A 24,321-nucleotide genomic window follows, 5' to 3' on the forward strand; every position below is an offset into this window, starting at 1 on the left:
GAACACGCTCCCTCAGCGACCGGCAACGGCCTGCGCGCCGGCGTCGGTGAAGTTGAACACCTTGCCGCCCTGGGCCTGGGCAAATTGCTGCGCCTGGCCCTTGAGCAGGAATGCACTGAGTTGGCCGTGCTGGTTGGTGGCAAACCAGGCCTGGCTCGCCAGCAGCTTGATGCCGCTGTCTTCGGCCTGGGCATACACGGCGCGCACCGCCTTGCCCTGTTTGTTCAGGCTGTCCAGCGCGGTGAACGCCGCCTCGGCCGACGCGTAATCACGCACCTTGGGCTCACCCTTGACCCAGATTTGCGCGACGTGCTTCCAGTCAGTGATCGGCGCGCCGCTCAGGGCGTCGTTGGCCTCCAGCGGGGCCTGGGCGTAGTTGCCCAATTGCGCCGCATAGTCCAGGCCCGAGGCCTTGAACGCGGCACGGATGTACTGGTCATCGATAAAGGTATTGAGGTCCAGGCCACGGTCGGCCTTTTTCAGCAGCTTGAGGGTGTCGATCGCGGTGCCCACGGCCTGGCGGTATTCGGGTTTCCAGCTCAAGTCACGGGTCTGCACGCCCAGCGGGCCATGGAACAGGTAGTTGACCTCGGCTTCGACGCCGGTGACTTTTTCGATCAGCTCGCTGTACTTCTCCGGCTCTGCGGCCAGCAACTGATTGGCCTCGATACTCGCGCGCAGGTAGGCGACGACCACTTCCGGGTACTGTTTGGCATAACTTTCGTCCACCAGCGCGCCGTGGAACGTCGGGGTGTTGGATTGCGAGCCGTCGTAGATCTTGCGGGCGAAACCACGGTTGGGGAACAGTTCGCCGAACGGCACAAAGTCGGCATGGGCGTCGATCTTGTTGGCCTGCAACGCCGAGCCTGCCACTTCGGGCGCCTGGGCAATGATGTTGACGTCCTTGAGCGGGTCCCAGCCCTGGGCCGCAACAGCGCGCAGCAACATGCCATGGGCCGTGGAGGCGAACGGCACGGAAATCGTCTTGCCTTTGAGGTCCGCCAGGGACTGGGCGCTGGAAGCGATCGGCACCACAATGCCGTTGCCGCTGCCCTTGATGTTGCCCGACAACACGCTGATGAACAGGCTGTGCTTGCCCGCCGCCTCGAACGCTACGCCGTTGAAGGCACCGGGGAAGTCGGCCATTGCGCCAAAGTCCAGTTTGCCGGCGACCATTTCATTGGTCAGCGGCGCGCCACTGGTGAAGTTTTTCCACTGCACGTCGTAGGTCGCGTCCTTGTACTTGCCGTCGTGCGGCAGGTATTTGTCCAGCAACCCCAGCTCGCGGATCAGCAAGCCGCCCGCGGCACAGTTGATGGTGGTGTCCTGGGTGCCGATGGCCACCCGGATCGTTTGTGCCTGGGCCGACAGGCTCAAGCAAGCCAGCACCAGGCCGGCCAGGGTTGCGCGCAATAACATTGGGTAGTTCCCCTCGAATCATGGTTGAAGGAATCGTCTCCGCCACGGTCTGGCGCGGTGGGAAACGAGGGGGTGTGGCTAGGGCTGCGTCCGGGGTTGGCGGATGGCGTTTGCGGCAGGTCTCAGCGCAACAGGTACGGAATCTCGACCTTGACGGCGCCGGTGGGGCAATCTTTTTCACAGGGCATGCAGTACCAGCATTCATCGAACGCCATATACGCCTTCTGCGTTGCCGGGTTGATCGCCAACAGGTCCATCGGGCACACGTCGACGCAGACCGTGCAGCCTTTTTCGGCGATGCACTTGTCCTCGTCCACCGTTACCGGGGCGTTGGAGCGGAAGAATATTTCCTGGGGCTGATAGGCCATTTCACGGTGTCCTGTGGTGAGCGAGCTTGGGGGGGCACATTCAGGCGGCGTCAGCCCCTACGCGCAGGCGGTCGTAAGCCTGCATCTCTTCGGCATCCAGCGGGATCACATAGGGCTCGACGGGTTTCTTGAAGCTGACCATCTGCCCGTCCTCGCCCTTTTTCAGGTGGCAATGGCAGAACCAGTCGGCGTCGTTGCGTTGCGGGTGATCGACCCGGTAGTGGTACAGGCCCCAGCGGCTTTCGGCGCGGTACAGCGAGGCGCGGGCAGCCATTTCGGCGCAGTCGCGGATCACGCTGGTTTCCATGGCGCGCATCAATTCATGGGGGTTGTGCGCCTTCATCTGGTCCAGGTCGCGCTCGATATCGGCGAAGCGTTGCAAGCCGATTTCCATCTTGCGGGTGACCTTGGGCGGCTGCAGGTAATCGTTGACGAAGCGCCGCAGCTTGTACTCGACCTGGGCCGGCGGCAGACCGGTTTCGCGGTCCAGTGGCGCATAGACCCGAGCCTGCTCGGCGGCCACTTGCCGGGCATCCACCGCGCTGAATTCGCGCCCGGCCACAAAGCTTGCCGCGTTGGTGCCGGCAAACCAGCCATAGGTGAACGCGCCGAGCATGTAGTTATGTGGCACCGCCGCCATGTCGCCCGCTGAATACAGGCCCTTGACCGAGGTTTCCGCGCGCTCGTTGACCCACACGCCCGACGCCGAATGCCCGCTGCAAAAGCCGATCTCGGAGATATGCATCTCGACCATCTGGCTGCGGTAGTCGGTGCCTCGGTTGGCGTGGAACTGGCCACGGCTGGGGCGCTCGTTGCTGTGCAGGATCTGCTCGATGTTCTGGATGGTTTCCTCCGCCAGGTGATCGAGCTTGAGGAACACCGGGCCGTTGCCGCTTTCCAGTTCCTGGTGGAACTCCCACATCATCTGCCCGCTCCAGTAGTCGCACTCGATGAAGCGTTCACCCTTGTTGTTGGCGGTGTAGCCGCCCAAGGGGCCGGTGACATAGGCGCACGCCGGGCCGTTGTAATCCTTGATCAGCGGGTTGATCTGGAAGCACTCCAGGTTCGCCAGTTCGGCTCCGGCGTGGTAGGCCATGGCGTAGCCGTCGCCGGCATTGGTCGGGTTTTCATAGGTGCCCATCAGGTAACCCGAGGACGGCAAGCCCAGGCGGCCGGCCGCGCCGCAGCAGAGGATCACCGCCTTGGCCTTGATCACCTGGAAGTCCGCAGTGCGGCAGTCAAAACCCATCACGCCATTCACCGCGCCTTCGCTGTCGGTCAGCAAGCGGGTGCACACCAGGCGGTTGGTGATGCTGACCCGGGCGCGCTTGAGCTGGCGATACAGCACCTTCTTGATGTCGTGCCCTTCAGGCATCGGCAACACGTAGGCGCCCATGTGATGGACTTTTTTCACCGCGTAATCGCCGGTTTCGTCCTTCTCGAACTTCACGCCCCAGCGGTCCAACTGCTCGATGGTTTCAAAACTGTGGGTCGCGTAGGCGTACACCGCCGCCTGATTGACGATGCCGTCGTTGGCAATCGTGATTTCCTTGGTGTACTGCTCCGGCGTGGAGTGGCCGGGAATGATCGCGTTGTTGAGGCCGTCCATGCCCATGCTGATGGCGCCGCTGCGCTTGACGTTGGCCTTGTCGATCAGCAATACGCGCAGATCGCGGTTGGCCTCCTTGGCCTTGATCGCCGCCATGGGGCCGGCTGTACCGCCGCCGATCACCACGATGTCGTATTCCAGTTCCAGGGTTTGGCGGCTCACGGGCGACTACCTCGCTGACGGTCGATGCGCAGGCGATACTGAAACGCGTCGCCACGGTAATACAGGTGTTCGAAGTCCACGGGCTGACCGTCTGCGGTGTGGGTCAGGCGTTCGATGCGCATGATCGGCGAGCCGGCCTCGACGTTCAGCGCCTGGGTCAGCTCGCTGTCGGCGAGTACCGCGTCAATCGCCACGTCGGCGTGACCCAGTTGCAAGCCGCAGTCGTTCTCCAGGATCAGGAAGATGTCGCGGGTCACCAGGTCGGCGTTTTCCAGGCGTTCGCCCAGGGCCTGGCTGAGGTAGGTGATTTCCAGCGACACCGGCTCGCGGTTGATCAGCCGTACCCGCTTGATCTGCGCGACAGTGCTGCCCTCCTCCACGCCCAGGCGCTCGGCCACCAGCTTGTCGGCGGGCACGAAGCGGTAGCTGCGCAGGCGGTTGATCACTTCATAGCCGCGCTCGGTCATGGACTCGCCCAACCCCTGCAGGGTGCTGACGTTCTGATAAGCCTTGGGTTTGGAAACAAAGGTGCCTTTGCCGTGGATCTTGTAGATCAGGCCTTCCTTTTGCAGATCACCCAGGGCCTGGCGCACGGTGATGCGGCTGACTTTGAAGCGCGTGCCCAGTTCGCTCTCGGAAGGCATCTGGGTGTTCGGCGCGTACTCACCATCAAGGATGCGGCTGCGCAGCAGGTCCCGCAGTTGGGCATGCAGCGGAACGCTGGACAGAGGGGATAAGGCGACGGTTGATTCGTTCATCAGGACCACTTGTCATAACGAGTTATGACGTGATCATAAGGAGTCTTATGAAAAGCCTGGAAATACCGTTTTGGAATAAGGTTATGGACCGGCGAAACCCGCTGCACCTGCGAGGCAGGCGCAGCGGATCCGTCGGTTTTATAGCGCAGTGTCTGAAGCGGATGAACAATCAGAAGTTATAGCTGACTCGGGTATAGAGGATGCGGCCAAACGGGTCGGCGTATTTCGGGTCGTACCCGCTCTGGAACGCATAGGTCTGGTTGCTGAACGGCGGCGCGCGGTCAAACAGGTTTTTCGCGCCCAGCGTGACGGCCAGGGACTTACTCCAGTTGTAGGTACCCGCCAGGTCCCAGACGTTGTAGGAGCCTACGGAGTCGTGGGTGTCGGGGTCCGAGTCGTGATAGCCACTGGTGTAGCGGTTGGTCAGGCTGACGCCCAGCGGTCCGCGGGCCCAGGTACCGGTCAGGCTGTGGCGCCAACGCGCAACGGCGCCCGCGGTGGAGAACTCGCCGCCACGGAAATCACCGAGTTTGTCGATGTAGTCGCCCTTGAGCTCCTGCTGGTATTTGTATTCGTTGACGTAGGTGCCTTGCAGGCCGATGCCGAAGTCACCGATGGCGGTGCTCGGGAAGCGGTAGTCGAAACTCACATCCACGCCGTTGGTCTTGGTCTTACCCAGGTTGGCAAGGCCGGTAACGATGTGATCGATGGAGCCATCCGCCTTGCGAATCAGGCGGTCGCCGTAGGCATCCGGGTCGTCGAATACCGACGATTCAGGAAATTCGGCAATCTGGTTGGCGATGGTGATCCACCAGAAATCCAGGCCGGCACTGAGGCGCTCGATCGGTTGGAACACGAAACCAAAGGTCACGTTACGTGCGGTTTCCGGGCTCAAGCTGCCGTTGCCCCCGCTTTGCCGGCGGAACTGCTGGGCGCAGTCGCGGTTGCCGATCCCGCCATTGGCCGGGGTGCCGCCCGGGCACAGGCGCGGGTCGTTGTAGTTGGCCACGGTGTAGCTGGTGTAGGTCGGGTTGTACAACTCATACAGCGACGGCGCACGGAAGCCTTCACTGTAGGCACCGCGCACCACCAGTTCCTTGAACGGCTGGAAGCGGAACGAGTATTTCGGGTTGGTGGTGCTGCCAAAGTCGCTGTATTTGTCATGACGCACGGCGGCAGACAGTTCCAGGCTTTCGAGCACCGGCACGTTGACTTCGGCGTACTCGGCCGACACGCTGCGATTGCCGCGCACCGCGCCATTGGGGTCTACGCCCAGGCTCTGCACGGTCTCGGCAAACTGGGCGAAATCCTGGTGGAAATCCTCCTTGCGATATTCACCGCCCAGCGCCAGGCCCGTCGGCCCCGCACCGAACCAGTCGCCGATTTCACGGCTTACGCGCCCGTCGATACTCTTCACTCGGCCCACGGCAGTGGCGTAATCGCCATCGACGCGGCTGGAGGCGAGCAACGCCCTGCCCGCTTCACTCTGCGGCCCGAACGGGTTGATCACACCATTGGCAATCCCCTGGCTGATGGTCTGGTCGTTTACATAGCCGTCAAGAATGGTTTGCACCACTTTGTTCTGGTTGTAGGACGCGCCGACGTTGTAGTCCCAGTTCGCCACATTACCTTCGAAACTCAGCAGCAGGCGCTGGCTGGTGTTGTCATCTTCGTGCTTGCGCGCGCCGGCATCGGTTTCACGCCAGTTCACGTCTACCGGCTGTGTCGGGTCCAGGGCGAAACCCGTGGGCCCCGGGGTGATGCCGTTGCCCGGATAGAAAGGCGTACCCGGATTGACCTGGGCCCCCATCAGGGTGCCTGGGCCAATCTGCGTGCGGCTTTCGTTGCGCGCCCAGAAGTATTCGAGGCTGACGGTATGGTCATCGGCCAGCTTGCCGGTGGCTTTGGCAAAGGCCGAGGTTTTTTCGGTTTCCGGCACCAGGTCCAGGTAACTCCACAGGCTTTGGCGGCAGATGCCATTGCGTGACAGCAGCCCGGGGGAATTGCAACCGGAGCCGGCCAGCGGGTTGGTCGCGTTGCTGCCCTGGCTCCAGTTGGCCGGCGCGGCGGTGCCGGAGGTGAAATCCAGGCCGCGACCTGGCTGGTAGTTGTAGGTGAAGTCACGGTCCTTGGCCGCCAGGCGCGTCTGCTTGTCGTAGCTGACCACGCCGAACACGTTGAAGCGGTCCTCTTCAAGGTCGCCGAAACCGTAGCTGCCACTGAAGTTATGGCTGTCGCCGCCCCCGGAGCGTGTGGGCGAATCGTAGTTGGTGGAAAGTTGCCCACCGGTGAGGCTGGTCTTGGTAATGAAGTTGATCACCCCGCCAATCGCATCGGTGCCGTACAGTGCCGAGGCGCCATCGCGCAGGACTTCCACGCGGTCGATGGCGGCGAACGGGATGGTGTTCAAGTCCACCCCGGAACCGTTGGTGGTGTTGACGGCGTTGTTGCTCAGGCGCCGGCCATTGAGCAGCACCAGGGTTTTGTTCGCGCCAATCCCGCGCAAGTCGGCATACGCCGCACCGCCGCTGCTGGAGCCCACCGAACGCCCGGAGCCAACGGCAGACTGGTTGGCCGAAATGCGGTTGATCAACTCCTCGGTGGTGCTCACACCCTGCTCGCGCAATTGCTCGACCCGCAGGATGGTTACCGGCACTGCCGTTTCCGCGTCCACCCGGCGAATCGCCGAGCCGGTCACCGTGACTTTTTCCAGGCGGTAATCAGTACTTTTGCCCTCGGCCGGTGCGACGCTGGTGGACGTCACGGGTGCTGGATGCACCGTCAGTCCCTGTTCGCTGTCGCTTACTTGCAGGCCACTGCCCTGCAATGCCTTGTCCACCGCTTGCAGGCTGCCCAAATCGCCGCGGATGGCGGCACTGCGCTTGCCCTGCACCCACTGTTGATTGAACGAAATCATCACCCCGGTCTGCCGGGAGATATCCAGCAGCACCGTATCAAGCGGGCCGCCAGCGATATCGAAGGTGAACACCTGGCCGGCCACTTCCTGGGCCATCACCGATGTCGTGCACACTCCCATCGCCAGCGCCGCCGCCAGCGTCAGCCTTGGTAGTTGTTGTTTGAATAAAAACATCGAGGAGCTCCCTGTTGTATGTGTCTACAGGGATGAGCAGCGGCAGACGGATATTTATAGGGCTGCGTTTAGGCGAAGATGCTATGAGTTTATAACCGGTTATAAGAGGCTTGCTGCATCGATTTGGCTGATGTCTTCTATTGGCCCGCAAGCGTTCATCCCCGCGCCAGGCGCTTTGTAGAATGAACCCCACAGTCAAGCCACCACCTTCGTGGTGTCGGAGGTTCTCATGCGTTATCTGCTTATCGCCGTGCTGGGCCTGTTCAGCACACTTGCCTTCGCCCAGGGCGAAACCCCGGCACCCACTGTGAGTGCCAACGCCCCCGCCAGCGAGGCGTACGACTATTCCCAGGACCTGGACATCGCCAAGGTGGTGCGCGTCAGTACCGAATCCTCCACCGAGTGCGGGCCGGTCAAGGGTCACATGGTCTACATCGACAGCCACGGCGTGCGTCATGAACTGGACTACATGCGCCTGGGCGATGCCTGCCAGCACGGTTGAGCGCAAACCATTCGTCGGGCTCGGCCGGCATCGATTACAACTATCCGGCAGCTGAAAATCACTAATCCATAGAACCCGTTGTGATCTATGGAGATTGAGATGACTGACTACCCACGCCCACCTTTCGCCAGCCAGGCCCAATCCGTTCCCGGTTCGCAGAAGAAGATGGACCCCTATCCCGACTGCGGCGAGAAGAGCTACACCGGCTCCGGCCGCCTGGCCAACAAGATCGCCCTGATCACCGGCGCCGACAGCGGTATCGGCCGCGCCGTGGCGATTGCCTTTGCCCGCGAAGGTGCCGATGTGGCCATCGCCTACCTGGACGAACACGAGGACGCGAAGGAAACCGCACGCTGGGTTGAAGAAGCCGGCCGCCAATGCCTGCTGCTGCCCGGCGACCTCGCGCAAAAAGCCAACTGCCAGGCGATTGTCGACCAGACCGTCGAGCAGTTCGGGCGGATCGACGTGCTGGTCAATAACGCCGCATTCCAGATGACCCACGAGACCCTCGAAGAGATACCCGACGAGGAATGGGTCAAGACCTTCGATATCAACATCACCGCGATGTTTCGCATCTGCAAGGCGGCGCTGCCACATATGAAGGCCGGCGGGTCGATCATCAATACCAGCTCAGTGAATTCCGATATGCCCAAGCCAACGTTGCTGGCATACGCCGCCACCAAGGGCGCGATTGCAAACTTTACCGGTGGCCTGGCACAACTGCTGGGCAGCAAGGGCATCCGCGTGAACAGCGTGGCGCCGGGGCCGATCTGGACGCCATTGATTGTCTCGACGATGCCGGACGAAGACGTGAACAGCTTTGGCAGCGAAACACCGCTGGGCCGCCCCGGCCAGCCGGTGGAAGTGGCACCGATCTATGTGTTGCTGGCGTCGGATGAGGCGAGTTACATCTCGGGCTCGCGGTATGCGGTGACGGGCGGCAAGCCGATTCTCTAGAGTCGAATGCAATTCCAGTGTGGGAGCGGGCTTGCTCGCGAAGGCGGAGTGTCAGGCAATGCATGTGTAACTGAACCACCGCCTTCGCGAGCAAGCCCGCTCCCACATTGGGTGCTCGGTCAGCCCTTAGATCGTGTCGGGTCAGCCTTGCGCGGGTAGGTTCTTTCTTCCTGAATCCGCCCATCCATGCTGTGAATCCTCAGCGACGCCGTCTTGTCGCTGAGAAACTCCTTCGCCAACTCAACGATCGCCTCCTTGGTCTCTGCCGTATGCCCAAGCCAACGTTGCTGGCTTACGCCGCCACCAAGGGCGCGATTGCGAACTTTACCGGTGGCCTGGCGCAACTGCTGGGCAGCAAGGGCATCCGCGTGAACAGCGTGGCGCCGGGGCCGATCTGGACGCCGTTGATTGTCTCGACGATGCCGGACGAAGACGTGAACAGCTTCGGCAGCGAGACACCGCTGGGCCGCCCCGGCCAGCCGGTGGAAGTAGCACCGATCTATGTGTTGCTGGCGTCGGATGAGGCGAGTTACATCTCGGGCTCGCGGTATGCGGTGACGGGCGGCAAGCCGATTCTCTAGGGTCGGATGCAAATCCAGTGTGGGAGCGGGCTTGCTCGCGAAGGCGGAGTGTCAGGCAATGCATGTGTAACTGAACCACCGCCTTCGCGAGCAAGCCCGCTCCCACATTGGGTGCTCGGTCAGCCCGGAGATCGTGTCGGGTCAGCCTTGCGCGGATAGGTTCTTTCTTCCTGAATCCGCCCATCCATGCTGTGAATCCTCAGCGACGCCGGCTTGTCGCTGAGAAACTCTTTCGCCAACTCAACGATCGCCTCCTTGGTCTCCGCCGTTTTCGACGGCCGTGCCGAGCCCTGCTTGGTCAACGCCCAACCGGTGCCGGTCTTGTTGATGTTGTAGGTATCCATGGTCTGCTCCTTCGACTGAATAAACACGGCACGCGGCAAAACCCGCGCCCTACTATTGCGAGCGCGGCTGCCGGGCAGAGTTCAAGGCAGTTGGCGGGCCAGGTTACGGGCGGCCCTACAGGTCAAACCGATCCACGGCCCTGCGCCGCTCATTGTCGTCGCGCACATCGTAGGTGGCGGTGGTCTGGATATTGGTGTGGTGCGCCAGCTTCTGGGCGATCGACAGGTCGTACTCTTCAATGACCCGCGTGATAAACGAACGGCGGAAATCATGGGGCATGATTTTCACGCCGACCTGTTCCCCACGCTGGCGGGCGATGTAGTAAATCGCGTGTTTGGTGATGCGCTCGCGGGTGATATGGCTGCCCCGGCGAATCCGGTTGAACAGGAAACCGTCGTCCTGCTCACCCGGTTTCAACTGGCTGCGGCGAAACGCCAGCCACGCCTCCAGCTTGGCAAAGGCCCAGGCCGGTGCGTACTTGATCAATTGCTTGTTGCCCTTGCCGGTAACCTGCAGGCTGCGCTCGTCAAAGTTGACCTGGCCCAGCTCGATGTTCACCGATTCTGACTTGCGCATGCCCGAGCCATACAGGATCCCGATCACCGCCGCATCCCGCAGGCCCTGGGGGCGCGGATCGGCGGCGCAGACTTCCATCAACTCACGAATCAGCGTACGCCGCAGGTTGCGCCCCTGGCTCAGCCGCGTGCCGGCCATGGCCTTGACCGAGCGCATCTTCAGCAGGTGGTCCTGGCTGATCAGGCTCATGCGCCAGGCTTCGTTCATCACCCCGCGCACGGCGTTGACGTACAGCGATGAGGTGTTCGGCGCATACCCGTCTTCCCGCAGCACCGCCACCAGGGCCATGACGTGTTCGGGCTGCAGCAGGTGCCAGTCGATATCTTCGAGGTTGATGTCTTCAAAACCCAGGCGGTCGGCGGCGTCCTGCAGCACGTAGCGCATGGTCAGCTGGCTGGAGGGCGCCAGGCGGGTGAGATAGAGGGTCAGCGGGTTGCGGGTAGACTCAGTCAAGGTAGATCAGCCTTTGGATTAAATATGTCGACTAACCATCTGTTTAATCGACATATTTAGTGAATTGGCGAGCGCCGAGTCTAGCGCAGGTCAATCCCCGGGGCTATTCCTGATCGTCTTCCGCCGGGGCTGGCGTCTGCTGCTGGCTCCAGTCGGTGTCCTGCTTCTGCATCAAGGCAAACCAGTGCTGGCGCATGAACTCCAGGTACGGTTTGGGCGCCTTGGCAAAATCTTCTTCGTCGCCGTAACAGCCAGGAAGCGGCAGCTCGGTACCCTGCTCCTTGTACTGGCTGACCAGCGCCTGTTGGGCGGCGATGCTGCAATCCTTGGGCAACGGCATGCCTTGCAGGGCGCCGGCGTCTTCATCCCACCAACTGGCGCCATAGCGGTCGATGCCGCGCAGGCGGTACTTCTGCGACTTGCCGATGTGCATGATCAGCTTGAAATCATTGGGGCTGACGTCACTGGTGCAGGTGCGGCTATACCCTACGGTGACCTGGCTGATGCCATCGCCCAGCAGGTCGGTGACCCGGGTGGCGTCGCTGTTGAAGTGCGCGCCGGCATCGAACTCGCAATGCTGCACGTCGTCGTAGAGCATCCACAGGCGCTTGGGCCGGTCACCGTCGAGCAGGTACTGGGCGGCGTAGACAAAGGCCGACTGCGCACCGTCGTCGTCGCGTTCGCTGACTTGCTCTGCGATTACCAACAGGTTCTTGCCCTGTTTGTCGCTCCAGACGAAGGCGCCGACCTGTTTACCCCGCACTTCTACGCCATCGGGCACCTGGTCGATGGACGTCAGTGCCACGCCGTCATCGGCCCGCACACTCGTGGCCCAGGCCACCGTCATCAACAACACCATCAACATTGGCCGTAAACGCTGCACGCTATTCATCCGACTGCCCTGGCAAGAGATGGCTTACTTTACCGGCACTTGCGCGGCATTGCAGAGAAGATTCTTCAGGAACCAGCCCGCGCGCGGAAAAAGCTACCGGCCCTTCTCGCCTCATCGGCACAGCGTTGTCCGTGCTTCTGCTGTTTACCTGAACCCTAGCTGTCTACCTGCCAAAAAAACGACTTTTTCATCTGCGTTTCATATTCGTTGAACATTTTTGCGCTTAATCTTGGCGGCACGACTTGAGAACGAACCGTACTTTGCAGGTTAACTCGTTGATTCCGCTTTACCTTTGAGCATTTTGGTCTTTACTCACGTAAGCCATGGAAGACCCACTGTGACCTGTCAGGACTGTCGAATGAATGCCACAAATCAACGCTATCTTTGATCGGATGCCCGGCATCCGAGGCTGACGATAACTGCTGTCTTTACGCTCCAAGTTGCTCTAACCCCCGAGGTAATGAATCTTTGAAACCCTATCCAATTCATTGCGTGTCGATCGTTATCCCGGTCTACAACGAACAAGAAAGCCTGCCTGAACTGCTGCGCCGCACCATGGCGGCCTGCAAACAACTGGCTTACGAATACGAAATCATCCTGGTGGACGACGGCAGCCGCGACAACTCCGCGCAATTGCTGGAAGACGCCGCCGCGCTCGAAGGCAGCAATGTAGTGGCGGTGATCCTCAACCGCAACTACGGCCAGCACGCCGCGATCATGGCCGGCTTCGAGCATTGCCGGGGCGACGTGGTGATCACCCTGGACGCCGACCTGCAAAACCCGCCGGAAGAAATCCCGCGTTTGGTCGAACAGGCCGCCCTGGGCTATGACGTGGTTGCCACCGTGCGCAACAACCGCCAGGACTCGGCCTTCCGCCGCTGGCCGTCGCGCCTGATCAACCTCGCCGTGCAACGCTCCACCGGCGTGGCCATGAGCGACTACGGCTGCATGCTGCGTGCTTATCGCCGCACCATCGTCGACGCCATGCTGGCCTGCCGCGAGCGCAGCACCTTTATCCCAATCCTGGCCAACAGCTTTGCGCGCCACACCACGGAAATCCTGGTGCATCACGCCGAGCGTGAACACGGCGAGTCCAAATACAGCCCGATGCGCCTGATCAGCCTGATGTTCGACCTGCTGACCTGCATGACCACCACGCCATTGCGCCTGTTGAGCATCGTCGGTTTCAGCCTGGCGGCCCTGGGCATGCTCTTCGCCTTTGCACTGATCGTGCTGCGTATCGCTTTCGGTTCCGGTTGGGCCGGCGACGGCATGTTCGTGCTGTTCGCCGTATTGTTCGTGTTCACCGGTGGCCAGTTCATCGGCATGGGCCTCCTGGGTGAATACCTCGGCCGCATGTACAGCGATGTGCGGGCCCGCCCACGGTTCTTTATCGAAAAAGTGCTGCGCAACCAACCGGCAGCACCGGCCGAGACCTTTACGGTCGACGGCCTGACGTCCTCCCACACCTCTACTTCTCCTTCCGATCAGGTTTCGTCATGAATTCAAACGCTGTTGTCTTCGCTTACCACGATATTGGCTGTGCTGGCATTGAAGCCCTGCTCAATGCGGGTTACGAAATTGCTGCCGTGTTCACCCATGCCGATGATCCCAAGGAAAACAATTTCTACGGTTCCGTCGCCCAGCTGTGCGCCCGCAATGGCATCCCGGTACACGCCCCGGAAGACGCCAACCACCCGCTGTGGATCGAGCGCATCGCCAAGCTGAACCCGGACTACATCTTCTCGTTCTACTACCGCAACCTGCTGAGCGAAGCCCTGCTGGCCACCGCCAAGAAAGGCGCGTTCAACCTGCACGGCTCCCTGCTGCCTAAGTACCGTGGCCGCGCACCGGCCAACTGGGTGCTGGTGAACGGCGAAACCGAAACCGGCGTGACCCTGCACCGCATGGTCAAGCGTGCCGATGCCGGCGCGATCCTGGCCCAGCAGAAAGTCGTGATCGAGCGCACCGACACCGGCCTGACCCTGCACGCCAAACTGCGTGACGCCGCCACCAACCTGCTGCGCGATGCCCTGCCGCAACTGGCTCAAGGCAAGCTGACCGAAACCGCCCAGGACGAAAGCAAGGCCACCTACTTCGGTCGTCGCACCGCCGCTGACGGCAAACTGGATTGGAAAAAACCGGCTGAAGAGCTGTTCAACCTGGTTCGCGCCGTTACCCAACCGTACCCGGGTGCCTTCTGCGCCGTGGGCGAGCACAAGCTGATCGTCTGGAACGCCGAAGTCGTCAAGGGCAACGAAGGCCTGGCGCCAGGCCGCGTGATCAGCGTCAACCCGCTGCGCATCGCCTGCGGTGAAGACTCCCTGGTGGTCAAGTCCGGCCAGCGCAACGAGAACGGCCTGTACCTGGCCGGCCCATCCCTGGCGGATGAACTGGGCCTGGTGGACGGTTCCGTACTGCGCGGCGCCGAGTCCGGCCGCAAGCCGCGTCGTACCCGCGTGCTGATCCTGGGCGTGAACGGTTTCATCGGTAACCACCTGTCCGAGCGCCTGCTGCGTGACGACCGTTACGAAATCTACGGCCTGGACATCGGCTCCGACGCCATCGAGCGCCTGCGCAGCCACCCGAATTTCCACTATGTGGAAGGCGACATCAGCATCCACTCCGAGTGGATCGAGTACCACATCAAGAAGTGCGACGTGGTCCTGCCGCTGGTGGCCATCGCCACCCCGATCGAATACACCCGCAACCCGCTGCGCGTATTTGAACTGGACTTCGAAGAGAACCTGAAACTGGTTCGCTACTGCGTGAAGTACAACAAGCGCGTGATCTTCCCGTCGACCTCCGAAGTGTATGGCATGTGCCAGGACCAGTACTTCGACGAAGACACCTCCAACCTGGTGGTGGGCCCGGTCAACAAGCAGCGCTGGATCTACTCGGTCTCCAAGCAACTGCTGGACCGCGTGATCTGGGCCTACGGCGACAAGGGCCTGAAGTTCACCCTGTTCCGTCCGTTCAACTGGATGGGCCCGCGCCTCGACCGCCTGGACTCGGCCCGCATCGGCAGCTCCCGCGCCATCACCCAGCTGATCCTGAACCTGGTGGAAGGCACGCCGATCCGTCTGTTCGACGGTGGCGAGCAGAAGCGTTGCTTCACTGACATCGCCGACGGTATCGAAGCCCTGGCGCGCATCATCGATAACGACAACGACAACTGCAACGGCCAGATCATCAACATCGGCAACCCGGAAAACGAAGCCAGCATCCGTCAGTTGGGCGAAGAACTGCTGCGTCAGTTCGAAGCTCACCCGCTGCGCAGCAACTTCCCTCCGTTCGCCGGTTTCCGCGACGTAGAGAGCAAGGCGTTCTACGGCACCGGTTACCAGGACGTGGCGCACCGCAAGCCAAGCATCGACAACGCCAAGCGCCTGCTGAACTGGGAGCCTACCGTGGAGATGAGCGAAACCATCGGCAACACCCTGGATTTCTTCCTGCGTGAAGCCATGCTCGAAATCGCGGACAAGCGCTGATGCAAGCGGGTCTACGCATCGACGTCGACACCTACCGAGGCACCCGCGAAGGGGTGCCAAGGTTGTTGGAGTCGCTCGACGAAGCCGGGGTCAAGGCGACCTTCTTCTTCAGCGTCGGGCCGGACAACATGGGGCGCCACTTGTGGCGCCTGATCCGTCCGCAGTTCCTGTGGAAGATGCTGCGCTCCAACGCTGCCGGTTTGTACGGCTGGGACATTTTGCTGGCCGGCACCGCGTGGCCGGGCAAACCCATTGGTCGCGACCTGGGGCACCTGATGCGCCAGGCCAAGGCCGCCGGGCATGAAGTCGGGCTGCACGCCTGGGATCATCACGGCTGGCAAGCCAACACCGGGCGCTGGAGCGATGCACAGCTGATCGAGCAGATTCGCCGTGGCGTCGACACCTTGAGCGACATCCTCGGTGAACCCATCGACTGCTCAGCCGCCGCCGGCTGGCGTGCCGATGAGCGCGTGGTGCAAGCCAAGCAACAGTTCAACTTCCGCTACAACAGCGATTGCCGTGGTACCAGCCTGTTCCGGCCGACCCTGGCGGATGGCAGTGCCGGCACGCCACAAATTCCGGTGGACATGCCGACCTTCGACGAAGTCGTGGGCCCGGTGGTGGCCGCCAAGGATTTCAATAGCTACATCCTCGACCGCTTCAAGCCGTCGAAGCTCAACGTCTATACGATCCACGCAGAAGTAGAAGGGATTCTGATGGCCAATGATTTTCGCCAGTTGCTCGCCCAGGCAGGGCAGCGCGGCATCGCGTTCAAACCGTTGGGCGACCTGTTGCCCGCCGACCTCACCACCCTGCCCCAGCAACAGCTGGTGCGTGGTGCGTTGAGCGGCCGTGAAGGCTGGCTCGGAGTGCAAAAGGCATGATCCGGCGCTGGGCCCTGCCCCTGCTCCTGCTGGCCTTCGGGGTGTTCTACCTGATCCCGTTGGCCACCCACGGGCTGTGGATTCCCGACGAAACCCGCTATGCGCAGATCAGCCAGGAAATGCTGCTGACCGGCAAATGGGCCTCGCCACACTTCATGGGGATTCGCTACTTCGAGAAACCGGCGGCCGGGTACTGGATGATCGCGCTGGGCCAGGCGATTTTCGGGCAGAACCTGTTCGGCGTGCGTTTTGCCTCGGCCTTGAGCACTGGCTTGAGCATCCTGCTGGTGTATTTCGTGGCCCGGCGTTTGTGGAACGACCCGCGCAAGAGCCTGGTCAGCGCCGTGCTGTACATGAGTTTTGTCAGCGTCGCGTTCCTGGCGGGCTATGCCAACCTCGACCCGCAGTTCACCTTCTGGGTCAACCTGACCGGGGCGGCGCTGTGGTTCTGCTTCGACAGCACCACCACCCGCGGCCGCCTGTGGTCGTGGGCCTTGCTCGGGTTCGCCTGCGGCATGGGGTTCATGACCAAGGGTTTCCTTGCCTGGTTGCTGCCGGTGCTGATCGCCCTGCCCTACGTGCTCTGGCAAAAACGCATTCGTGAACTGCTCACCTATGGCCTGGTGGCCGTGGTGGTGGCGATTGTCGTGAGCCTGCCCTGGGCGCTGATGGTGCATGCCCAGGAACCGGACTACTGGAATTTCTTCTTCTGGCACGAGCACATCCAGCGCTTTGCCGGCGACGACGCCCAGCACTCCGAGCCCTTCTGGTATTACCTGCCGCTGATGGTTGCGTTCACCCTGCCGTGGATGGCGTTGCTGCCGTCCACCGTGAAGCAGGCATGGCTGGAAAAACGCAACAGCAAGGTCGCCTTCCTGCTGCTGTGGCTGCTGATGCCGCTGGCGTTCTTCAGCCTGGCCAAGGGCAAGCTGCCGTCGTACATCATGCCGTGCCTGCTGCCACTGGCGCTGCTGATGGGGCATACCCTCGCCGACAAACTGGCCCAGGCCCGTGGCCGCGTACTGCGCATCAACGGCTGGGTGAATCTGGTCATTGGCATATTGGCGTTGCTGGCCCTGACCTGGTTCCAGCTGAAAAAACCGGTGTACGAGCACGGCCAGGAAACACTCAGCCTGGTGCTGGTGTTCGTCTTCCTGTTCGGCTGGATCATCGCCAACCTGCTGCAAGCCGCCCGCCCGTTGCACATGTGGGCCGCACCGGTGATGGGCAGCTGGTTGCTGGTGGCGCTGGTGCCGGCCGCGTTGCCGCACTCGGTGGTTTATAACAAGACCCCCGACCAGTTCATCATCGACCACCTCCAGGAGCTGCAGCCGACCACTGCGTTGCTGAGCAACGACCTCGGCGCCGCATCGGCCTTGTCATGGCGCCTGCAGCGTCCTGAAGTGATGCTCTACAACACCGTTGGCGAAGTGAAATACGGCATCGCCTTCCCGGACACCGCTTACCGCAAGATCGATGCCGCCAGCGTCCAGCAATGGATGAGCGAGGCGCGCAAGCAAGGCTCGGTGGGCGTGGTGATGCGGGTCAAGGGTGACGACGAACGCCAGGAAGTGGACCTGCTGCCCAAAGACGGCAAGCGTTACGAGCAGGGCAATATCGTGATTCTGATCTTCCCGCAGAGCGCGCCATGACCACTCTGTTGCTGTTGTTAGGTGCCTGCCTGCTGACCTGCATGGGCCAGGTGTCCCAGAAGTTTGCCGTGGAAGGCTGGCGTGACCAGCCCGACGGTTGGGCCCTGAAGCTGCGCTCGCCGTGGCTGTGGTCGGCGCTGGTGTGCCTGGGCCTGGGTTTGCTGGTGTGGCTGCTGGTGCTGCAACGTTTGGAAGTCGGCATCGCCTACCCGATGCTGAGCCTCAACTTTGTATTGGTCACCCTGGTGGCGCGCTTTGTGTTCCACGAACACATCGATGGTCGCCACTGGTTCGGCGTGCTGCTGGTGATTGCCGGTGTGGTGCTGCTGGGGCGTCAGGTATGAGTCGCGCTCGCGGTTTTGCCCTGGCCCTGGGCAGCGTGGCACTGGTCAGCGGTGCCCAGTTGGGCATGCGCTGGAGCATGACGCGCCTGCCATTGCCCACCGAATGGCTGACAGCACTCAACACGGGTGCCATCGACCTCGGCGCACTGGGCGTGGTGATCCTGGCGATCATCGCCTATGCCCTGTCGATGCTCTGCTGGCTTGGCGCGCTCAAAGACCTGCCGCTGGGCCGTGCCTACTCGCTGCTCAGCATCAGCTACGCATTGGTCTACCTGCTGGCCGCCAGCCTGCCGGTGTTCAACGAACATTTTTCGCTTTCAAAAACTGCGGGAGTGGCCTTGGTCATTCTCGGAGTCCTGACTATCAACTCTCGTCGTGCTAGCACCACAAGTCCCAGGAATGCCCCATGAAAATCAGTGTATTTGGTAGTGGTTACGTCGGTCTGGTGCAGGCCACCGTATTGGCCGAAGTCGGCCACGATGTCATCTGCATGGACGTTGACGAGAACAAGGTCAAGCTGCTGCAACAGGGCCACGTGAGCATCTTCGAGCCGGGGCTGGCGGCCATGGTCAAGGAAAACCTCGAAGGCGGACGCCTGACGTTTACCTATGATGAAAAACTCGCCGTCGAACATGGCGAAGTGCTGTTCATCGCCGTGGGCACCCCCTCCGATGAAGACGGTTCGGCCGACCTGAAATACGTGCTGTCCGTGGGCGATGCAGTGGCTCGCCACCGTATCGACCCGGTGATCCTCGTGGAAAAATCCACCGTACCCGTAGGCACCGGCGACACCTTGCGTGCGCACATGGAAAAAGCCCTGCGCATTGCCGGCCGCCACCTGGAGTTCGATATCGTCTCCAACCCGGAATTCCTCAAGGAAGGCTCGGCCGTTGCCGACTGCCGCCGCCCGGACCGGATCGTCATCGGCTGCGAACGTGAAGAAGTGCGCGAGGTGATGCGTGAGTTGTATGCACCGTTCAACCGCAACCACGACCGCATCATCTTCATGGACCTGCGCAGCGCCGAACTGACCAAGTACGCCGCCAACTGCATGCTGGCCACCAAGATCAGCTTTATCAACCAGATCGCCGAACTGGCCGAACACCTGGGCGCCGACATCGAAGCCGTGCGCCTGGGCATTGGTGCCGACTCGCGTATCGGCTACCACTTCATCTACCCAGGCTGCGGTTATGGCGGCTCGTGTTTCCCCAAGGACATGCGCGCCCTGATCCACAGCGCCAAGGCCGCCAACTGCTCCAGCGACCTGCTGGAAGCCGTGGAAGCCATCAACCAGCGCCAGAAGAGCAAGCTGTTCGAACGCGCCAATGCATTCTTCAAGGGCGACCTGCGCGGCAAGACCTTCGCCTTGTGGGGCCTGGCGTTCAAGCCCAACACCGACGACATGCGCGATGCGCCAAGCCGGGTGCTGATGGAAGCCTTGTGGGCCGCCGGCGCCAATGTACGTGCGTTTGACCCGGAAGCCATGCAGGAAACCCAGCGCATCTACGGTGATGACCCGCGCCTGATGCTGATGGGCACCCCGGAATCCACCCTGAGTGGCTCTGACGCCTTGATCATCTGCACAGAATGGCAACAGTTCAAGGCACCGGACTTCGACCTGATCCAGCAACGCCTGAAAACCCCGGTGATCTTCGACGGCCGCAACCTGTACGACGGCGAACGCCTGGCACGCAAAGGCATCCAGTACTTCCCGATGGGCCGCGGCGATTCCTGCAACTTGCCGATCCCCCAGCAAAACTGGGCGCCTCAGGCCGAGGAAGCCTGAGACGTGGACAAAGCTCATCGGCCCCTGCTCAGCCCGACGATCCGCCGACACTCATGGGTGCTGGGGCTCCTGGCACTGGTCCTGTTTATCGCAGGCAACTGGAACCAGGCAATCATCGGCTTTGACTCGCGCTTCGTGCTGTTCGCCCAGGAGATGCTGCGCCATGGGCCGGGGTTCTTCCCGACGACGTACGGGCAACCTTATGCCGATTACCTGGCCACCTCGACGCTGATGACCTGGCTGCTGTCCCTGCCCCTGGGGCAGGTCACCAGCCTGACGGCCTGGCTGCCCACGGCCATCGCTTCGGCGCTGCTCGTGGTGCTGGTCTACCGGCTGACGGCGCCCTACTCCCGGCGCTGGGCGCTGCTGAGCATCACGGTGATGCTGCTCAGCAGCACCTTCATCAGCGAAACCCGCGCGGTGTCCCTCGACCAGATGCTGGCGGCAGTGGCCCTGACAGTCTTCTACCTGGGTTACGCCCACGACCACTTCGGCGCCGGCAAGCGCCTGCACTGGCTGTTTGCGCTGCTGATCGTGGGGTTCGCGATCCGTGGACCGATCGGCCTGGTGATCCCCACCGGCATGCTGTGCAGCTATTACCTGATCAATCGGCAATGGCGCCAGCTGTTCAGTTTCGGCCTGCTGGCGTTGGCGTTACTGGCGGCGTGCGTGGGCCTGCTGTTGCTGCTGGCCAAGCTCAGTGGCGGTGAAACGTTCATGCAGGACGTGATCCGCATGCAGTTCCTGGGTCGCATGGACGGCACCGAAGGCTCCGGCAGCGCGCTGTATTACTTCAGCAGTTCGCTGGGCAACTACGCGCCGGCGTATCCGTTGGCAATACTCGCGCTGATTGCGATTATCGCCGGTGGCCGCGAGGACAAGGGCCCGGCGCTGAAACTGGTGCTGTACTGCCTCGCCGCCGGCTTGATCGTGATGATCGGCTTGTCGGTGCCCCAGGCGAAAAAAGCGCGCTATGTGCTGCCGATGCTGCCCCTGGCAGCAATCATCGCCGCGTACCCGTTCCAGGTGTCGCGGGGCAGACTGTTCGCCGGGCTGCGCTGGCTGATGCTGGGGTTGTGGACGATCATTCCGGGGCTGCTGATCGCAGGCTTGTTCGTGGCGCGTCATCGCTTCCCCGAGCAGATTGGCAGCCTCAATCCGGTGTTCGGGATCCTGATCGCGATCCAGGTGCTGGCACTGGGCTTGCTGTTCAACCGGCGGCTTCGCTACGTGGGCCCGGCCTTCGCCGCGGTATTGGCGGTGTGGCTGGCGTATATCGTGATGGTCGAGCCGCTGGAGCGCCGGTTGTATGACACGCGCACCTTTACCCTCCAGGCCCATGCGCTGACCCAGCAACAACCGGCGCCGCTGGTATTGCACGCACTGGGCAAGGACGCAAAAGCCATCAAGTTCATGGTCAACCTCGATTGCGACCGGGTGCCGTTGTTTACCCAGTTGCCTGCCGACCTGGCGCCGATCCAGGCTCCTGCATGGCTGATCATGAGCCAGTCGGACTATGAAGCGTTGAGCGACCCGCGTTTTCGTTCACTGCAGCCGGTACTGACCGGCCAGTTCGACAAGAACCCCTACGTACTGCTGCATTTGATCAAACCCGCACAACCTTGATACACGGCGCGGGATAAGCGGAACCAACCGCTTATCCCGCACCAGTACATTCAGTAGTTATAAATCCAAGTGTATGTAAGAAACTTCTTTGCCACTTCAACTTCGAAACTTTTAGCGTAGCAACTATCGAGAAACATCCTACGCATCTATACGCTGCTACCGATAAGACGCCCTCTTCCCGCCCCTAGCCCTCGACTGTAGACTCGCCTGCCAAGCGAGTTAATTATTTAATACCTTTTAACTATTTTCAGAAGTTCCAAAGGTGCGGTGTAAGGCATTCCTGTTACTTTCGAAAGAAACTCGACGAACGTAGCAGCAAGCCATCAATCAAGACATGCCCCGCTTAAACGAACAGTCGAAATAACAATAAAGACCTTTTAAACAGCATTCAGCGCTGCCGTTTATTTCATTTAGAGGAATGTTTTGTGTCCGACCGTCGATTGCCCGACCCCTCAACCTCTGACGCTGTCGCGCCTTTGTCCCGCGACAGAGTCAATGCGGGTTACATCCCGCTGCCAAAACTGGATCGGCTGATGGAACTGCGTGATGCACTGGTGGTGCTCAAGGGGCCATTGGCCAACAATCCATCGCTGCGGGAAAATGTACAAAACCTGCTGATCAACGAGGAAACCGATGACCGTGTGCTGGGCAAGATCAGCAACCCCATGCCACCGCCAACCCGCCTGATACCGTTTGGCTGACACGTTTTACTGCAAAAATACTGCACTTGACCTGCATTAATATGCATTGGCAGCAGTCTTCATCGATTGGCACACTGCGCAGGTTCCTCCCCCAAATGCAGGAACTTCTTTAAAGGGCTTTTCCGGGAAACCAGGCAAGCCTTTTTTTTCGCCCGCTTTTCACGGATCGTCTGTCAATGCTCGCTCGCTGGTTACCCGCTGCCATCAATACCCGCCCTGCCGAATGGAGTCGTGCCGCCATCGGCATGGCCCTGGGCACACTGTTCAGCGTCTGGGTGTGCGCCCAGGTGTTCGGCACCGAGGTGGCCCTGCACCTGATAGGCCCGCTGGGAGCCTCGGCGGTGCTGCTGTTTGCCGTATCCTCCGGCGCGCTGGCCCAGCCCTGGTCGATCATCGGCAGCTACCTGTGTGCCGGGATCGTTGCGCTGCTGGTGGCCCGGGTATTGGGCCGAACGCTGGGCAGCGCATGCCTGGCTGCCGGGATGACCGTGATCCTGATCTGCTGGCTGCGCTGCCTGCATCCACCGGCGGGCGGCCTGGCCATGAGCCTGGTGCTGGCTGACCCTGCCTCGATTGCCATGGGCTGGCACGAACTTGCCGCAGTCATGCTGGGAGCCACAGCCTTGTTGGCCTGCGCGCTGGCCTACAACAACGCCACGCGCACGCGTTACCCCAAGGGCACCCGCGAACCGGCTGCGCCGATCTTTATGCCAATCGCCACCGAAAACCCCGGGATCAGCGCCGAGGACCTCAAGCAGGCCCTCGCCGAGCGCGAGCAGTTCCTGGACGTTACCCCGCAGGAGCTGGAGGAGCTGATCCAGGCCAGCGAGCGGTATGCCCGGCGGCGCACCATCGGCGCGGTTTTCCAGCACCAGGGCCAGCCTCCTCCATAAGGCAAAAATGCAAAAACGACCTGCATGATTCCGACTTGTACTGGGCAAATTTGCACTGGTACGATCGCGAGATGGTTCGCCCGCGAACATCTTGATAAAGAACAATAAAAGCAGGGAGTTAGAGATGACTGCTCAGGTTTCATCCGAGGCAAGCAGCGCCGGGATTGTGCAAGACGAGGTCCTGGCGCACGTACGCAACCATATTGGCCACCTGACCCTCAATCGCCCCGCAGGCCTTAACGCCCTCACCCTGGACATGGTCCGCAGCCTCAGCCGGCATTTGCAGGCGTGGGCGGACGATCCCCAGGTGCATGCCGTGGTGTTGCGCGGTGCCGGTGAAAAAGCCTTCTGCGCCGGCGGCGACATTCGCTCGCTGTACGACAGCTTCAAGAGCGGCGACACCCTCCACGAAGACTTCTTCGTCGAGGAATACGCCCTCGACCTCGCCATTCACAACTATCGCAAACCGGTCCTGGCACTGATGGACGGCTTCGTCCTTGGCGGTGGCATGGGCCTGGTGCAAGGCGCCGACCTGCGGGTGGTCACCGACCGCAGCCGCCTGGCAATGCCCGAGGTGGCCATCGGGTATTTCCCTGACGTGGGCGGCAGCTATTTCCTGCCGCGCATTTCCGGGGAACTGGGGATCTACCTCGGGGTGACCGGCGTGCAGATTCGTGCCGCCGACGCCCTGTATTGCGGCCTGGCGGACTGGTACCTCGACAGCGCCCGGCTCGCCGACCTCGACCAGCGCCTGGACCGCCTGGAATGGCACGATTCTCCCCTCAAGGACCTGCAAGGCCTGCTGGCCAGCCTCGCGGTGCAACAATTGCCCGACGCCCCCCTGGCGGCGCTACGCCCAGCCATCGATCACTTCTTTGCCTTGCCGGACGTGCCGAGCATCGTCGAGCAATTGCAGCAAGTCACCGTCGCCGACAGCCATGACTGGGCATTGACCACCGCCAGCCTGATGCAGACGCGCTCCCCCCTGGCCATGGCCGTGACCCTGCAGATGCTGCGTCGCGGGCGCCACCTGCCGCTGGAGCAATGCTTTGCCCTGGAACTGCACCTGGACCGCCAATGGTTTGCCCGTGGCGACCTGATCGAAGGCGTCCGCGCCCTGCTGATCGACAAGGACAAAACCCCTCGCTGGAACCCTCCAACCCTGCAGGCGTTGGAGGCTGATCATGTCGAAAGCTTCTTCCGCGACTTCGACAAGAACGGGAACTAAGTC

The 24,321-nt window shown here is 61.6% G+C and carries 21 protein-coding genes and 2 pseudogenes; 14 read left to right on the plus strand and 9 right to left on the minus strand.

All coding sequences use genetic code 11. The features are described 5' to 3' along the window. Nucleotides 1-12 precede the first annotated feature (12 nt). From HX786_RS06035 to HX786_RS06055, 5 genes are all read right to left on the minus strand, one after another. Entirely contained in the window at nt 13-1,419 is a 1,407-nt protein-coding gene (locus HX786_RS06035; RefSeq protein WP_178911832.1) for an ABC transporter substrate-binding protein, read from the minus strand. Between the two features lie 122 nt (nt 1,420-1,541). Continuing rightward, entirely contained in the window at nt 1,542-1,787 is a 246-nt protein-coding gene (locus tag HX786_RS06040; protein WP_003217650.1) for a ferredoxin family protein, read from the minus strand. A gap of 40 nt (nt 1,788-1,827) precedes the next feature. Beyond that, the gene (locus HX786_RS06045; RefSeq protein ID WP_003217648.1) at nt 1,828-3,558 is read right to left on the minus strand and encodes a fumarate reductase/succinate dehydrogenase flavoprotein subunit; all 1,731 of its coding nucleotides are present in this window, start codon (nt 3,556-3,558) and stop codon (nt 1,828-1,830) included. Beyond that, entirely contained in the window at nt 3,555-4,316 is a 762-nt protein-coding gene (locus HX786_RS06050) for a GntR family transcriptional regulator (RefSeq protein WP_008433419.1), read from the minus strand. The genes HX786_RS06045 and HX786_RS06050 overlap by 4 nt, the downstream gene beginning before the upstream one ends. A 169-nt stretch (nt 4,317-4,485) precedes the next feature. Continuing rightward, nucleotides 4,486-7,407, minus strand: coding sequence for a TonB-dependent receptor (locus tag HX786_RS06055; protein WP_178911833.1), 2,922 nt, complete (start codon nt 7,405-7,407; stop codon nt 4,486-4,488). A 229-nt stretch (nt 7,408-7,636) separates the two neighbouring features. On the opposite strand from HX786_RS06055, the gene HX786_RS06060 reads away from it, so the two are divergent. Both HX786_RS06060 and HX786_RS06065 read left to right on the plus strand, forming a co-directional pair. Next, a complete protein-coding gene (locus HX786_RS06060) occupies nt 7,637-7,909 on the plus strand; it encodes a DUF2790 domain-containing protein (protein WP_008433423.1) in 273 nt (90 codons plus the stop codon). Between the two features lie 99 nt (nt 7,910-8,008). After that, entirely contained in the window at nt 8,009-8,866 is an 858-nt protein-coding gene (locus HX786_RS06065) for an SDR family oxidoreductase (RefSeq protein ID WP_003217640.1), read from the plus strand. A gap of 119 nt (nt 8,867-8,985) precedes the next feature. Here the strand turns inward: HX786_RS06065 and HX786_RS06070 are convergent. Beyond that, nucleotides 8,986-9,135 (minus strand): annotated as a pseudogene (locus tag HX786_RS06070) (DUF2188 domain-containing protein); the annotation flags it as partial. On the opposite strand from HX786_RS06070, the pseudogene HX786_RS06075 reads away from it, so the two are divergent. Then, nucleotides 9,136-9,447 (plus strand): annotated as a pseudogene (locus tag HX786_RS06075) (SDR family oxidoreductase); the annotation flags it as partial. 119 nt (nt 9,448-9,566) lie between these two features. Here the strand turns inward: HX786_RS06075 and HX786_RS06080 are convergent. The 3 genes from HX786_RS06080 to HX786_RS06090 form a co-directional block, all read right to left on the minus strand. Continuing rightward, nucleotides 9,567-9,791, minus strand: a complete 225-nt coding sequence (locus HX786_RS06080) for a DUF2188 domain-containing protein (RefSeq protein WP_087692997.1) — start codon at nt 9,789-9,791, stop codon at nt 9,567-9,569. A 115-nt stretch (nt 9,792-9,906) separates the two neighbouring features. Continuing rightward, nucleotides 9,907-10,821 (minus strand): tyrosine recombinase XerC, encoded by a 915-nt coding sequence (xerC, locus tag HX786_RS06085; protein WP_087692998.1) that lies wholly within the window; start codon nt 10,819-10,821, stop codon nt 9,907-9,909. A gap of 103 nt (nt 10,822-10,924) precedes the next feature. Continuing rightward, nucleotides 10,925-11,713, minus strand: a complete 789-nt coding sequence (locus HX786_RS06090) for a M949_RS01915 family surface polysaccharide biosynthesis protein (protein WP_178911834.1) — start codon at nt 11,711-11,713, stop codon at nt 10,925-10,927. A 468-nt stretch (nt 11,714-12,181) separates the two neighbouring features. Here HX786_RS06090 and arnC point away from each other — a divergent pair, with 468 nt between their 5' ends. From arnC to HX786_RS06145, 11 genes are all read left to right on the plus strand, one after another. After that, entirely contained in the window at nt 12,182-13,216 is a 1,035-nt protein-coding gene (arnC, locus tag HX786_RS06095; RefSeq protein WP_003217633.1) for an undecaprenyl-phosphate 4-deoxy-4-formamido-L-arabinose transferase, read from the plus strand. Continuing rightward, a complete protein-coding gene (gene arnA / locus HX786_RS06100; protein WP_177021104.1) occupies nt 13,213-15,204 on the plus strand; it encodes a bifunctional UDP-4-amino-4-deoxy-L-arabinose formyltransferase/UDP-glucuronic acid oxidase ArnA in 1,992 nt (663 codons plus the stop codon). The genes arnC and arnA overlap by 4 nt, the downstream gene beginning before the upstream one ends. Then, complete coding sequence (gene arnD / locus HX786_RS06105) at nt 15,204-16,088, plus strand: 4-deoxy-4-formamido-L-arabinose-phosphoundecaprenol deformylase (RefSeq protein ID WP_023658828.1); 885 nt, start codon at nt 15,204-15,206, stop codon at nt 16,086-16,088. The genes arnA and arnD overlap by 1 nt, the downstream gene beginning before the upstream one ends. Further along, nucleotides 16,085-17,740, plus strand: coding sequence for a lipid IV(A) 4-amino-4-deoxy-L-arabinosyltransferase (arnT, locus tag HX786_RS06110; protein WP_178911835.1), 1,656 nt, complete (start codon nt 16,085-16,087; stop codon nt 17,738-17,740). Before arnD ends, arnT begins: the two co-directional genes overlap by 4 nt. Then, a complete protein-coding gene (arnE, locus tag HX786_RS06115) occupies nt 17,737-18,084 on the plus strand; it encodes a 4-amino-4-deoxy-L-arabinose-phosphoundecaprenol flippase subunit ArnE (protein WP_003217625.1) in 348 nt (115 codons plus the stop codon). Before arnT ends, arnE begins: the two co-directional genes overlap by 4 nt. Beyond that, nucleotides 18,081-18,494: a 4-amino-4-deoxy-L-arabinose-phosphoundecaprenol flippase subunit ArnF gene (gene arnF / locus HX786_RS06120; RefSeq protein ID WP_177021107.1), complete on the plus strand. Its 414-nt coding sequence runs from the start codon at nt 18,081-18,083 to the stop codon at nt 18,492-18,494. Before arnE ends, arnF begins: the two co-directional genes overlap by 4 nt. Continuing rightward, the gene (locus tag HX786_RS06125) at nt 18,491-19,870 is read left to right on the plus strand and encodes a UDP-glucose/GDP-mannose dehydrogenase family protein (RefSeq protein WP_102369058.1); all 1,380 of its coding nucleotides are present in this window, start codon (nt 18,491-18,493) and stop codon (nt 19,868-19,870) included. Before arnF ends, HX786_RS06125 begins: the two co-directional genes overlap by 4 nt. A 3-nt stretch (nt 19,871-19,873) precedes the next feature. After that, nucleotides 19,874-21,496 carry a phospholipid carrier-dependent glycosyltransferase gene (locus tag HX786_RS06130; RefSeq protein WP_178911836.1) on the plus strand — a complete coding sequence of 541 codons (1,623 nt, stop codon included), beginning with the start codon at nt 19,874-19,876 and terminating at the stop codon, nt 21,494-21,496. A gap of 521 nt (nt 21,497-22,017) precedes the next feature. Then, nucleotides 22,018-22,197: a type VI secretion system contractile sheath small subunit gene (locus tag HX786_RS06135; RefSeq protein ID WP_256344058.1), complete on the plus strand. Its 180-nt coding sequence runs from the start codon at nt 22,018-22,020 to the stop codon at nt 22,195-22,197. Nucleotides 22,198-22,373: 176 nt separating this feature from the next. Next, the gene (locus HX786_RS06140; RefSeq protein WP_102369056.1) at nt 22,374-23,090 is read left to right on the plus strand and encodes an HPP family protein; all 717 of its coding nucleotides are present in this window, start codon (nt 22,374-22,376) and stop codon (nt 23,088-23,090) included. Nucleotides 23,091-23,214: 124 nt separating this feature from the next. Beyond that, nucleotides 23,215-24,318 carry an enoyl-CoA hydratase/isomerase family protein gene (locus HX786_RS06145; RefSeq protein ID WP_087693005.1) on the plus strand — a complete coding sequence of 368 codons (1,104 nt, stop codon included), beginning with the start codon at nt 23,215-23,217 and terminating at the stop codon, nt 24,316-24,318. Nucleotides 24,319-24,321 lie beyond the last annotated feature (3 nt).

It is taken from the genome of Pseudomonas sp. 21615526 (assembly GCF_013386245.1).
Lineage (GTDB): Bacteria > Pseudomonadota > Gammaproteobacteria > Pseudomonadales > Pseudomonadaceae > Aquipseudomonas.